General features: G+C 73.2%; 11 protein-coding genes. 4 read left to right on the forward strand and 7 right to left on the reverse strand.

Features of this window, described 5'->3' with window-relative positions; all coding sequences use genetic code 11:
- Positions 1–153: 153 nt before the first annotated feature.
- From GR130_RS35125 to GR130_RS35140, 4 genes are all read right to left on the reverse strand, one after another.
- Positions 154–1,143 (reverse strand): malate dehydrogenase, encoded by a 990-nt coding sequence (locus GR130_RS35125; protein ID WP_159508439.1) that lies wholly within the window; start codon positions 1,141–1,143, stop codon positions 154–156.
- Between the two features lie 431 nt (positions 1,144–1,574).
- Positions 1,575–2,795, reverse strand: a complete 1,221-nt coding sequence (locus GR130_RS35130; protein ID WP_159508440.1) for an NADP-dependent isocitrate dehydrogenase — start codon at positions 2,793–2,795, stop codon at positions 1,575–1,577.
- 139 nt (positions 2,796–2,934) lie between these two features.
- The gene (locus GR130_RS35135) at positions 2,935–3,363 is read right to left on the reverse strand and encodes a DUF3017 domain-containing protein (protein WP_159508441.1); all 429 of its coding nucleotides are present in this window, start codon (positions 3,361–3,363) and stop codon (positions 2,935–2,937) included.
- A 49-nt stretch (positions 3,364–3,412) separates the two neighbouring features.
- Positions 3,413–4,270, reverse strand: a complete 858-nt coding sequence (locus GR130_RS35140) for a bifunctional methylenetetrahydrofolate dehydrogenase/methenyltetrahydrofolate cyclohydrolase (protein WP_159508442.1) — start codon at positions 4,268–4,270, stop codon at positions 3,413–3,415.
- A gap of 247 nt (positions 4,271–4,517) precedes the next feature.
- On the opposite strand from GR130_RS35140, the gene GR130_RS35145 reads away from it, so the two are divergent.
- Together GR130_RS35145 and GR130_RS35150 are read left to right on the forward strand one after the other, a co-directional pair.
- Positions 4,518–5,270, forward strand: a complete 753-nt coding sequence (locus GR130_RS35145; RefSeq protein ID WP_159508443.1) for an RDD family protein — start codon at positions 4,518–4,520, stop codon at positions 5,268–5,270.
- A 208-nt stretch (positions 5,271–5,478) separates the two neighbouring features.
- Positions 5,479–6,051 carry a hypothetical protein gene (locus tag GR130_RS35150; RefSeq protein WP_159508444.1) on the forward strand — a complete coding sequence of 191 codons (573 nt, stop codon included), beginning with the start codon at positions 5,479–5,481 and terminating at the stop codon, positions 6,049–6,051.
- An 86-nt stretch (positions 6,052–6,137) separates the two neighbouring features.
- Here the strand turns inward: GR130_RS35150 and purH are convergent, their stop codons facing one another.
- Both purH and purN read right to left on the reverse strand, forming a co-directional pair.
- The gene (gene purH, locus GR130_RS35155; protein WP_159508445.1) at positions 6,138–7,706 is read right to left on the reverse strand and encodes a bifunctional phosphoribosylaminoimidazolecarboxamide formyltransferase/IMP cyclohydrolase; all 1,569 of its coding nucleotides are present in this window, start codon (positions 7,704–7,706) and stop codon (positions 6,138–6,140) included.
- On the reverse strand, positions 7,703–8,347 hold the full coding sequence (purN, locus tag GR130_RS35160; protein ID WP_159508446.1) for a phosphoribosylglycinamide formyltransferase: 645 nt from the start codon (positions 8,345–8,347) through the stop codon (positions 7,703–7,705). The genes purH and purN overlap by 4 nt, the downstream gene beginning before the upstream one ends.
- Before the next feature lie 271 nt (positions 8,348–8,618).
- On the opposite strand from purN, the gene GR130_RS40090 reads away from it, so the two are divergent.
- Positions 8,619–9,527 (forward strand): hypothetical protein, encoded by a 909-nt coding sequence (locus GR130_RS40090; RefSeq protein WP_201305085.1) that lies wholly within the window; start codon positions 8,619–8,621, stop codon positions 9,525–9,527.
- A 27-nt stretch (positions 9,528–9,554) separates the two neighbouring features.
- On the opposite strand, the gene GR130_RS35170 is transcribed toward GR130_RS40090, so the two are convergent.
- Complete coding sequence (locus tag GR130_RS35170) at positions 9,555–11,219, reverse strand: cell division protein PerM (protein ID WP_159508448.1); 1,665 nt, start codon at positions 11,217–11,219, stop codon at positions 9,555–9,557.
- Positions 11,220–11,317: 98 nt separating this feature from the next.
- Between GR130_RS35170 and GR130_RS35175 the strand changes: the two genes are divergently transcribed.
- Entirely contained in the window at positions 11,318–12,226 is a 909-nt protein-coding gene (locus tag GR130_RS35175) for an RNA polymerase sigma factor (protein WP_159508449.1), read from the forward strand.

The following is a 12,226-nucleotide window of genomic DNA, read 5'->3' on the forward strand; positions in this document are numbered from 1 at the left end:
TGTTCCGGCAGCGCGCCGCCTTCACCCGTACGTGGCAGGGAAGCCGCAGCATAGAGGAGCGCGCCGCACGGCGCACCGCGATTCGGGCCGTCAAACGACCGAGCCCGCACGGCCGTTGGGACCGTGCGGGCTCGTTCGGGAGGCGGGGGTGGCTCAGATGAGGCCGAGACCGCGGACGGCCTCGCGCTCCTCCGCCAGCTCCTTGACCGAGGCGTCGATGCGCTCACGGGAGAAGTCGTTGATCTCCAGGCCCTGGACGATCTCGTACGAGCCGTCCTTGGTGGTGACCGGGAAGGACGAGATCAGGCCCTCCGGGACGCCGTAGGAGCCGTCCGACGGGATGCCCATGGAGGTCCAGTCGCCGTCGGCGGTGCCGTTGACCCAGGTGTGGACGTGGTCGATGGCCGCGTTGGCGGCCGAGGCGGCGGAGGACGCGCCGCGGGCCTCGATGATCGCCGCGCCGCGCTTGGCGACGGTCGGGATGAAGGTGTCGGCCAGCCACTTCTCGTCGTTCACGGTCTCCGCGGCGTTCTTGCCGGCGACCGTGGCGTGGAAGATGTCCGGGTACTGGGTGGCCGAGTGGTTGCCCCAGATGGTCAGGCGGCGGATCTCGGAGACCGGGGTGCCGGTCTTCTGCGCGAGCTGCGAGACGGCGCGGTTGTGGTCCAGGCGCGTCATCGCGGTGAAGCGCTCGCGCGGTACGTCCGGGGCGGCGGCCTGGGCGATCAGGGCGTTGGTGTTCGCCGGGTTGCCGACGACCAGGACCTTGATGTCGTCCGCGGCGTGGTCGTTGATGGCCTTGCCCTGCGGCTTGAAGATGCCGCCGTTGGCCTCCAGGAGGTCACCGCGCTCCATGCCCTTCGTACGCGGGCGGGCGCCGACCAGGAGCGCGACGTTGGCGCCGTCGAAGGCCACGTTCGGGTCGTCCGAGATGTCGATGCCGCGGAGCAGCGGGAAGGCGCAGTCGTCGAGTTCCATCGCGGTGCCCTCGGCGGCCTTCAGCCCCTGCGGGATCTCCAGCAGGCGCAGCTTGACCGGCACGTCCGCGCCGAGCAGATGACCGGAAGCGATGCGGAAGAGGAGTGCGTAACCGATCTGGCCGGCGGCGCCGGTGACGGTGACATTGACGGGAGTGCGGGTCATGGCGATCTCCTGCGCGGTGTTTTCCGGGGGCAAGCCCCTGGACCACCTTGGGTGGCGGTGGGTGTCCCTGCCCATCTATCGAGGTCTCTTGGTATCGAGAGACCCGGCCGTCAGGCTATCGGACCCCCGCCCGGCCCCGACGACGGGCCGGTGTGGGACACCTCACCGGCCACCTCACCGGACCCGGACCGGCCACCTGACCGGGCGGCCCCGGTCCCGGCGCGCACCCCGGCGCGCACACCGGCCGGTCCCCGCGCGGCGGTGCGGTGGCCGCCCGCTTGTGGAGGGGAGCGCGGGCGGCCACCGGCCTGTGCCACACCCGTGGGGGGTATTCGAGCGCATGCCCGGTATCCGCGCGGGCAATCCCCCGGCCGCGGGGCCGCCCGCCCCGAGCGGCGAATCCCGGCCAGCCTGCGGGCCGCCGGTGCGCCTCAGGCGGGCGCCATCGCCTTCTGCAGCCCGGCGTCCAGGGCGTCCAGGAACTGCTCGGTGGTCAGCCAGGGCTGCGCCGGGCCGATCAGCAGGGCCAGGTCCCTGGTCATCTGGCCGCCCCCGACGGTCTCCACGCAGACCTGCTCCAGCGCCTTGGCGAAGCGGACGACCTCGGGGGTGTCGTCGAGCCGGCCGCGGTGGGCGAGCCCGCGGGTCCAGGCGAAGACCGAGGCGATCGGGTTGGTGGAGGTGGGCTTGCCCTGCTGGTGGTGGCGGTAGTGGCGGGTGACGGTGCCGTGCGCCGCCTCCGCCTCGATGGTCCGCCCGTCGGGGGACATCAGCACCGACGTCATCAGCCCGAGCGACCCGAAGCCCTGGGCGACGACGTCCGACTGGACGTCGCCGTCGTAGTTCTTGCAGGCCCAGACGTAGCCGCCGGACGACTTGAGCACCATGGCGACCATGTCGTCGATCAGCCGGTGCTCGTACGTCAGCCCCTTGGCCTCGAACTCGGTCCGGAACTCGCTGTCGAAGACCTCCTGGAAGAGGTCCTTGAACCGGCCGTCGTACTTCTTCAGGATCGTGTTCTTCGTCGACATGTAGACCGGGTATCCGCGGTCGAGCCCGTAACGGAACGAGGCCCGTGCGAAGTCGCGGATCGAGTCGTCGTGGTTGTACATGGCCAGCGCGACGCCGGGGCCCGGGAATTCGTGGACCTCCAGCTCGATCGGCTCGCTGCCGTCCTTCGGGGTGAAGGCCAGGGTCAGGGTGCCGGCGCCGGGGATCTTGAGGTCGGTGGCGCGGTACTGGTCGCCGAAGGCGTGGCGGCCGACGACGATGGGCTCGGTCCAGCCCGGGACCAGCCGCGGCACGTTCTCCATGATGATCGGCTCACGGAAGATCACGCCGCCGAGGATGTTGCGGATGGTTCCGTTCGGCGAGCGGTACATGGCCTTGAGGTGGAACTCCTCGACCCGCGCCTCGTCCGGCGTGATCGTGGCGCACTTCACGCCGACGCCGTGCTCCTTGATGGCGTGCGCGGCGTCGACGGTCACCTGGTCGCTGGTCGCGTCCCGGTGCTCGATGCCCAGGTCGAAGTACGCCAGCTCGATGTCGAGGTACGGGAGGATCAGCCGGTCCCGGATGGACGACCAGATGATGCGGGTCATCTCGTCGCCGTCGAGTTCGACGACGGGGTGGGCAACCTTGATCTTGGCCATGAGGCGGAACATCCCTCTCGCGGTCGGTGCACCCCCCGGACGTCGCCAAGTTACCCGCGTCACACGGGCGCGGGCGGCTACGGCACGGGCGGCTCGCCGTTCCGCGACCACCGCGCCCCGGGGGGCGCGCCGCGCTCGGCTACCGCACCGTGAAGTGCACGATGTCGTCGAGGAACGGGACGTGGATCCACGGCTTGGGCTGCACCATCAGCGCCAGGATCACGATGACGAAGCCGAGCCCGCCGTACGTCGCCATGTCGGTGAAGCGGGACCGTACGGCCAGCATCCCCACCGACGGCAGCGCCCACCGCAGCACCGCGCCGGCCAGCAGGGAGAGGCCGATCACGATCGAGCCGATGCGGAACGCGTCGACCGCGACCAGCAGCAGCCCGGCCGCCACTCCGCCCATGACGGCGAGCAGCGGCCACTGCCGGGCCGGTGCGGGAGAGTCGCCCGAGGCGGCCCGGCCACCGCCCTCGGGGCGGGCGGTGTCCCGGGTGACCTGCGGAAAGCGGCGCGAGGTGCGCTGCGGCTCGGATGCGCCCTCTGAGTGCGCTTCGGCGGCCATGGGTGGCGGTCAGCCCCTTCCGTGTCCGGGTCGTGTCGTAGACAGGCTCTCAGACCGCGGCGGCGCGCTCGGCCGCCTCGACGACGTTGACCAGCAGCTGGGCCCGGGTCATCGGGCCGACGCCGCCCGGGTTGGGGGCGACCCAGCCGGCCACCTCGGCGACACCGGGGTGCACATCGCCGACGATCTTGCCGTTCTCGTCCCGGCTGACGCCGACGTCCAGCACGGCCGCGCCGGGCTTGACGTCCTCGGGCCTGATGATGTGCGGCACACCGGCCGCGGCGACGATGATGTCGGCCTGCCGCAGGTGCGCGGACAGGTCGCGGGTGCCGGTGTGGCACTGGGTGACCGTGGCGTTCTCCGACTTGCGGGTCAGCACCAGCGGCATCGGGCGGCCGATGGTGATGCCGCGGCCGACCACCACCACGTGCGCGCCCTTGATCTCGACCCCGTGCCGGCGCAGCAGCTGGACGATGCCGTACGGGGTGCACGGCAGCGGGCCCTCGATGCCGAGCACCAGCCGGCCCAGGCTCATCGGGTGCAGCCCGTCGGCGTCCTTGGCCGGATCCATCAGCTCCAGCACGCGGTTGGCGTCGATGCCCTTGGGAAGCGGGAGTTGGACGATGTAGCCGGTGCAGGCCGGGTCCTCGTTGAGCTCCCGGACGACGGCCTCGATCTCCTCCTGCGTGGCGGTCGCCGGCAGTTCGCGCTGGATCGAGGCGATGCCGACCTGCGCGCAGTCGCGGTGCTTGCCGTTGACGTACCAGCGGCTTCCGGGGTCGTCGCCGACCAGCAGGGTGCCGAGGCCGGGCTGCACGCCCCTGGCCTTCAGCGCCGCGACGCGGTCGGTGAGCTCGGACTTGATCGCGGCGGCGGTGGCCTTGCCATCCAGAATCTGGGCAGTCATACCCCCATCCTCCCGGATGGAGGCACCCGTGTTCCAATCAGGCCGCACGGACGGCAGTTGTCCGGAAATGATCATTGCGGTTGGACAAAGGCTGACCACCCTGACTGGACAGAGGGATTCCTCACCTAGAAGGATTGACGCGCAGTGCCGCAGGCATCGTCGGGGGCGGGCCAGTGAAACCACCTGTTTTTCCTCCGAGTCACGCCGCGTCGTCCCCCACTGGCACCCAACGGAGGAAAGCAGCACCATGAGCTTCGGTGACCCGAACAACCCGTACGGCCAGCAGCCGCCGCAGGCCCCCCAGGGCCCGTACGGCCAGCAGCCGCCGGTCCCGCCGCAGGGCGGCGCGCCGGGCTACGGCTACCCGCAGCAGGGCGCCCCGCAGCAGCCCCAGCAGCCGTACGGCTACCCCCAGCAGGGCGCGCCGCAGTACGGCGGCTACCCGCAGCAGCCGCAGGCCCCGTACGGCCAGCCGGGCATGCCGGGGATGCCCCAGGGTTACGCGAGCTGGGGTGCGCGCGTCGGCGCCTACCTGATCGACGGTCTGATCGTGGGCCTGATCCCGGGCATCCTGTACGCCATCGGCATCGGCATGACGGCGAGCGCGGCCACGTCGATCCACCCGGACTACTCGGCCTGCCAGCCGGGCGACATGTCCTGCTACCAGAACGCGGCCAACTCGGCGACGTCCAGCGCCACCCCGACGGGCGCGATCCTGTGCATCGTGCTCGCCGCGATCATCGCGCTGGTCGGCGGCATCTTCCTCATCGCCAAGGAAGGCAGCACGGGCCAGACCCCGGGCAAGAAGGCGCTGGGCATCCGGCTGGTCAAGGAGACCACCGGTCAGCCCATCGGCTTCGGCATGGCCTTCGTGCGCAAGATCTGCCACTTCCTCGACAGCCTCGCCTGCTCCATCGGCTACCTGTGGCCGCTGTGGGACGAGAAGTCGCAGACGTTCGCGGACAAGGTCGCCGGCACCGTGGTCGTCCGCGCCCAGTAACGCCGTACCGGGCCGCACGGACGCCCTGAACAGCCCACCGAAGGCCCCCTCGCACTCGCGACCGGGGGCCTTCGTGGCGCTGTACGGAGCCGGGTCCGTGCCCGGTGGAGCATGACGGAGGCCCGGTGGCCTACCGTCCCGTCAAACGCACCGATATCCGCTCGCGCGAGCGCCGGTATCGGCTCAAGTCGCCTGAAGGACACCGCTCGTGAGCTATCCGAACCCGAACCCCTACGGGCCGCCCCCGGGCCAGCAGCCCGGATACGGCCATCCCCAGCAGCAGCCGATGCAGCCGCAGCAGCCCATGGCACCGTACGGCGCCTACCCGGGCGGCCCGATGCCCGGTATGCAGCAGCAGTACCCGACGGTGATGCCGGGCGGCGTCAAGGGCGCCCGCGCGATGCTGTTCGTGCTCGCCGGACTCAACCTCATCGGCCTGGTCCTGGCGGTGCTGGGGCTGGGCGGCGTCAGCAAGGCGTCGCACGACGCGGCGTCCTCGCCCTACGCGGACATGTCGGCGTTCAACGTCGGCAAGGGCCTGCTGATCGCGGCGATCGTCCTCATCGTGGTGTTCACCGCCGCCGCGATCACCCTCGCCGCGCAGTTCGGCAACGGCGGCAAGGGCGTCCGCGTCGGCACCATCGTCTTCGGCGTCGGCACCATCGTGGTGAGCCTGTTCACCATCCCGTTCGGCCTGGTGCACACCGTGCTGGGCATCCTGGTGGTGGTCTTCGTCAGCAAGGACGAGGGCAACGCCTGGTTCAGCAGGCCGCGTTACTGACCGCGGCCGCACCATGCGGCGGAGGGCCGCACCCCCGGGCAGGGGTGCGGCCCTCCGTGCGTACCGGCCGTGCGTACCGCTCCGGCTCAGTGGAAGAAGTGCCGGGTCCCGGTGAGGTACATCGTCACGCCGGCCTTCTTCGCGGCCTCGACGACCAGTTCGTCGCGGATCGAACCGCCCGGCTGGACAATGGCCTTGACCCCGGCGGCGATCAGGATCTCCGGGCCGTCGGGGAACGGGAAGAACGCGTCCGACGCCGCGTACGCGCCGCGCGCCCGCTCCTCGCCCGCGCGCTCGACGGCGAGCTTGCAGGAGTCGACGCGGTTGACCTGCCCCATGCCGACGCCCACCGAGGCGCCGTCCTTCGCCAGCAGGATCGCGTTGGACTTCACCGCGCGGCACGCCTTCCAGGCGAACGCCAGCTCCGCCAACTCCTCCGCCGCCAGGGCCTCTCCGGTGGCGAGGGTCCAGGTGGCCGGGTCGTCGCCCTCGGCCTGGAAGACGTCGGTGTGCTGGAGCACCGCGCCGCCCGACAGCAGCTTGAGGTCACCGGGCTGGTGCGGAAGACCGTCGACCTTGAGCACGCGGATGTTCTTCTTGCGGGCCAGGATCTCGACCGCGCCGTCCTCGTACGCCGGGGCCGCGATGACCTCGGTGAAGATCTCCGCGACCTGCTCGGCGAGCGCGACGGTCACCGGGCGGTTCACCGCGATCACCCCGCCGTACGCCGACACCGGGTCGCAGGCGTGCGCCTTGCGGTGGGCCTCGGCGACGTCCGCGCCGACGGCGATGCCGCAGGGGTTGGCGTGCTTGATGATCGCGACGCAGGGCTGCTCGTGGTCGTAGGCGGCGCGGCGGGCGGCCTCGGTGTCCACGTAGTTGTTGAAGGACATCTCCTTGCCGTGCAGCTGCTCGGCGTTGGCGATGCCGCCCGGCTGGCCGTCCACGTAGAGGGCGGCGCCCTGGTGCGGGTTCTCGCCGTAGCGCAGGGTGCTGCGGCGCTCCCAGGTCCCGCCGAGGAACTCGGGCAGCGCGGCGTCCGCCTCGGGCGCGTAGACGTTGGTCATCCAGGAGGCGACGGCCACGTCGTAGGCGGCGGTGTGCTGGAACGCCTCGGCGGCCAGCCGCTTGCGGGCGGCCAGGTCGAAGCCGCCGCCCTGCACGGCCGCGAGAACGTCGGCGTACCGCTCGGGGCTGGTGACCACGGCGACCGAGGGGTGGTTCTTGGCGGCGGCGCGGACCATCGAGGGGCCGCCGATGTCGATCTGCTCGACGCACTCGTCGGGGGTGGCGCCGGAGGCGACGGTCTCGCGGAACGGGTAGAGGTTGACGACCACCAGGTCGAACGGCTCGACGCCGAGGTCGGCCAGCTGCCGCCGGTGGTCCTCAAGGCGCAGGTCGGCGAGGATGCCGGCGTGGACCTTGGGGTGCAGGGTCTTGACCCGGCCGTCGAGGCACTCCGGGAAGCCGGTGAGCTCCTCGACCCTGGTGACCGGCACCCCGGTGGCGGCGATCTTCGCGGCCGTCGACCCGGTGGAGACGAGCTGGACGCCCGCCGCGTGCAGCCCCTGGGCCAGCTCCTCCAGCCCGGACTTGTCGTAGACGCTGACCAGAGCGCGGCGGATGGGCCGCTGCGTACCTTCGGTGGCGGTCACGAGATACGTACCTTTCGTCCCTCTATGCGGTAGCCGTGACGGGCCAGACGCCCCACGACCTCGACGAGCAGCGATCGCTCGACTTCCTTGATGCGCTCATGCAGCGCGGATTCATCGTCCTCGTCCCGGACCTCGACCACGCCCTGCGCGATGATCGGGCCGGTGTCGACGCCGTCGTCGACGAAGTGGACGGTGCAGCCGGTGACCTTCGCGCCGTACGCGAGCGCGTCGCGCACGCCGTGGGCACCGGGAAAGCTGGGCAGCAGCGCCGGGTGGGTGTTGACCGTCCGGCCGCCGAACCGGGCCAGGAACTCCTTGCCGAGGATCTTCATGAAGCCCGCCGAGACCACCAGGTCGGGGGCGTGCGCGGCGGTCGCCTCGGCGAGCGCCGCGTCCCACGCCGCCCGGTCCGCGTAGTCCTTGACCCGGCACACGAACGTCGGCAGCCCGGCCCGCTCGGCGCGCTCCAGACCGGCGATCCCGGTCCGGTCGGCGCCCACGGCCACGATCTCGGCGCCGTACTCGGCCGCGCCCTGCGCGGCGACGGCGTCGAGCAGCGCCTGGAGGTTGGTGCCCGAACCGGAGACGAGGACCACGATCCGGGCCGGGGCGGGGCGATCGGGAAGAGAGGAGGGGGCCACGATGGGGGTCTTTCTCGCGGTCGTAAGGGCGGGTCTTGAGGTGCGATGTAGGAGTTGTACGGTCGCACAAAGCGAGGGGTCGCGTGAATACGGGGAACCCTACGAACGAGCCGACCGTCAGCAACGATACCGGCACACCGAGCGGCCCCCGCGGGACGGGGGCGGGCACGGGAGGTAGCGTCGGGCGGGAGAACGCACGCAGTTCATGGTGACCGTCCCCCCGGCCGACCCGCCGGACGGACGCCCGAGACAAGGGGAAGACGCACTCCAGATGCCGGACCGACGCCGCCGCGCGGCTCTCCTCCTCCCTGCCCCGGCGACCGCTGGGAGGGGACCCCAGACCGCCACCGCCCGTGGAGCGGTCCTGCTGCCGCGTGAGCGCAAGTCGTCGTCCTCCCCGGACTCGCCGTCCGCCGGTACGCCCGGCTCCGCCGGCACCCCCGCCCCCAAGGGATCCCCCGCCCCCGACCGGGACAACCCCTTCGCCCCGCCGCCCGCCGGCACCCCCGACCAGGAGTGGCACCCCCGCACCCCGGCCGGGCACGGGCAGGCCGACGGCGACGGCAACGGCGGCGGCGACCAGGAACAGCAGGACGGGCCCCCGGCCTGGGGCAGTCAGTGGAGCAGCCGCCAACCGGGCCGGCAGAGCGGCGAGTTCGGCAGCCGTCCGGGCCGCGGCGGCCCGCAGGGCGGCGGCCAGGGCGGGCCCGGCACCCCGGGCGGCCTGCGCTGGGACCCCACCGACCCGGTCCAGCGCCGGGCGCGCTACGCCCTCCTCTCCGGCATGTGGGCGTTCTTCTTCGTGCTGTTCAGCCTGCCCGAGGTCGCACTGCTGCTGGGCTCGCTGTCCCTGTACTGGGGCATCAGCTCGCTGCGCGGCAAGCCCGACCCGGCGAAGGCGCGGGCCGCGGCGGCCACCGCGGCCATAGAGGGCCGCCCCTCCCCCGCCGGCCCGCCCCCCGCACCGGGCTCCACCCGCCCGCAGACCACCGCGGCGATCGCCGGCCTGGTGACCGCCTCGCTGGCGCTGATGATGGTGGCCGCGACCTTCACCGTCCAGATCGTCTACCGCGACTACTTCTCCTGCGTGAACGACGCCCTGACCCAGTCGGCCAGCAAGTCCTGCGAGAACCTCCTCCCGCCGCAGCTGCGACCGCTGCTCGCCCAACAGCAGCAGTAGGCACAGGCCCCGACGGGGCGTCCGCCGTCAGCGCTCCCGCCCTCCGTCGGAGACCGGTACACCGTCGGAGAGCGGTGCGTCGCCGGAGACCGGTAGTCCGTCCGAGAGCGGTACGTCGTCGGAGACCAGTGCACCGTCAGAGAGGGGTGCGTCGCCGGAGACCGGTACGCCGTCAGAGAGCGGTGCGTCGCCGGAGACCGGTAGACCGTCAGAGACCGTTACGGCTTCGGAGACCGTTACGGCTTCGGCCGCCGGGGTCCGGCGGCGGCGGAGGGGGAGGCGGGGCAGGGCAGGGCGGGGTACGTAGCGGCGGATGCTGATCCGGCCGGCCGCCGCGCGGCGGTCGGTGTGCCGGTGCCAGGCGCGCAGCACCAGCGCGCCCGGGACGCCGAGGAGCGCCGTCCAGCCCGCCGCCGCCAGGCCCGTGAGCCACCAGCTCGGGCCGAAGGCGGCCAGCGCGCCGTTGCCCATCGCACCGCCGGAGAGTCCGGCCAGCACCGCCAGCACCGCGCCGCAGAGCGCCGCCGCCAGGGCCGCCACCTTCACGGTCGCCCAGCACGCCCGGTGCCCGTCCGGGGCCGCGTACCGGGCGAGCATCGCGCCGGCGGCCACCGGCACCACCGCCGCCGCCCAGGTCAGCGGGGTTCCCGGGCCCGGGTCCGGCAGGCCGCTGAGGAGCGGGAAGGGCGGCAGCGCGGGGTGCGCGGAGGTGCCCAGCGGCCCGACCGCGCTGCCCGCGCCGAGCGTGAAGCCGGGCCCCAGCCCGTAGGCGGCGCCCCAGACGGCCGCGTTGGGCAGGAGTGTGAGGCAGAGCAGCAGCACCGTGCAGCGCCCGGCCCAGTCCGGCGCGAGCTGGAGCAGGTCCCGGCAGAGCCGATGAGGGTGCACGGCGAGCCCGAGGAGGGTGAGGAGGACTCCGGCGGCGAGCAGCGCGACGGTGGCGGCCGCTCCCGCCCGGCAGGCGGCGAGGGCGGTCCGGGGAGCGGGGACGAGGGCGGGGAGCACGGTGGTCCGCAGGGCGGTGGCGGCGGTCCGGGCGGCGGTGGCGAGCCGGGAGCCGGAGGAGGGGGCGCCGGCGCCGGACGGTGGGGCCAGGGCGTGCCGGATCCGGGGCGGCAGCAGGGCGGCGGCGCCCCGGCCGAGGGTGTGCCAGGCGGTGCCGGCGAAGGTCGCGACCGCGGTGCCCGGGACGAAGAGCAGCGCGCCGATCGGGTCGGCGGACAGCCGGCCGGTCGAGGTGTAGAGCAGCGCACCGGCCGCGACCAGCAGGTAACCGGCGAGCAGCGCACCGAGCAGGGTGCGCGGCGAGATCGCCGGGTCGGGGCCGGGCGCCGGGTCGGCATCGTCGTCGGACGCGGTGGCCAGGGTGTGCCGGGCGGACCGGTGGAGCAGCCAGACCGGGAGCACCGCGAGCAGCAGCGGCGGCACCCCGATCGGTGCTTCGTCGCGGAGGAGGCCGCCGCCGTGCGCCATGAACCACAGGTCGGCGGCGAGGTGCAGAGATCGGGACGGGCCGCTGTCGGGGTACGGGGAGGCGACCCAGAGGAGCAGGACGGCGACCGCGAAGGCTCCCAGGCCGAGGCCGGCGGCGGTCACCCCGCCGACGAACGCGGCGCCGATCGCGGAGGATCGCTGTGCGGCGGTGCGGCCGTGCGAGGACAACGCGGGACCGCGATCGATCGGCTGGCTCACACCGTCATGCTGCCAACAACACCCGTTTCATCCACGTACTGGGCATTTGCCCGACGTGTCGCGCGGGATCCACCGGCACCCGTTTTCACACTGCTCCTATGACACAGCGCGACCGGCGGCACCTCGCCCCCGTCCCCGACACCACGTCAGAAACCAGCGGGGACACCAAGCCTGATGGACCGTCAGCAGCCTTCGACGCGCTCTACGACGGTCATGCCGGGCCCCTGACCCAGCAGGCGTACCTGCTCACCGGACGGGCCCGGCTCGCCCGCCGGGCCGTCGAGCGGGCCTTCCAGACGGCCTGGCAGCGGTGGCCGGAGGTAGCGGTCGACGCGGATCCGGTGGGCTGGGTGCGAGCCGCCGCCCACGACCACGCGCTCGCCCCCTGGCGGCGGCTGCGGCCGCGGGCCGCTGAGCGCCCCCGGCCCGAGACGCCCGCACCGCCGCCCCTCCCGCCCGAGGACCGGGCACTGCTGGAGACGGTGCTGGCGCTGCCCGCCCCGTACCGCCGCACCCTGCTGCTGCACGACGGGGTCGGGCTCGGGCTGGACGAGACCGCGGCGGAGGTGGAGGCCAGCATCCCGGCGGCGACCGGGCGGCTGACCCACGCCCGCGAGTACCTCGCCGAGCGGCTGCCGGAACTGGGGCTCAGGGAGCTGCCGCCGGGGCGCCAGGGCGCGGTGCTGCACAACCGGCTGGCCGCGCTGACCGCGTCCCGGCCGGTGGCGCCGCCGCCCGCGCGGACCGTACGGGAGAGCAGCGAGCGGCGCACCCGGCGGACCACCCGCGCGGGCTTCGGGGTGACCGGGCTGCTGGCGCTGACCGCGGTGTCGGTGGCCATCACCTCGCCGGGCGGCCACGCCCCGCCGCCGGAGCGCTCCGTGGCGGCCTCGCCGACCCGGGAGGTACGGCAGGCCCGGCCGGAGCACCGGGCGGCACCGGACCGGGGTGCCGCGCACCGCGCGCGGCACCCCGGCGCCCGCCTCACCCCGGACGTCCTGCGCTGA

The organism is Streptomyces sp. GS7, from assembly GCF_009834125.1.
Lineage (GTDB): Bacteria > Actinomycetota > Actinomycetes > Streptomycetales > Streptomycetaceae > Streptomyces.

Coding starts and splice junctions, on each gene's coding strand:
- GR130_RS35125 (WP_159508439.1), bottom strand. CDS start 1,143: ATGACCCGCACTCCCGTCAATGTCACCGTCACCGGCGCCGCCGGCCAG.
- GR130_RS35130 (WP_159508440.1), bottom strand. CDS start 2,795: ATGGCCAAGATCAAGGTTGCCCACCCCGTCGTCGAACTCGACGGCGAC.
- GR130_RS35135 (WP_159508441.1), bottom strand. CDS start 3,363: ATGGCCGCCGAAGCGCACTCAGAGGGCGCATCCGAGCCGCAGCGCACC.
- GR130_RS35140 (WP_159508442.1), bottom strand. CDS start 4,270: ATGACTGCCCAGATTCTGGATGGCAAGGCCACCGCCGCCGCGATCAAG.
- GR130_RS35145 (WP_159508443.1), top strand. CDS start 4,518: ATGAGCTTCGGTGACCCGAACAACCCGTACGGCCAGCAGCCGCCGCAG.
- GR130_RS40090 (WP_201305085.1), top strand. CDS start 8,619: ATGCCGGACCGACGCCGCCGCGCGGCTCTCCTCCTCCCTGCCCCGGCG.
- GR130_RS35175 (WP_159508449.1), top strand. CDS start 11,318: ATGACACAGCGCGACCGGCGGCACCTCGCCCCCGTCCCCGACACCACG.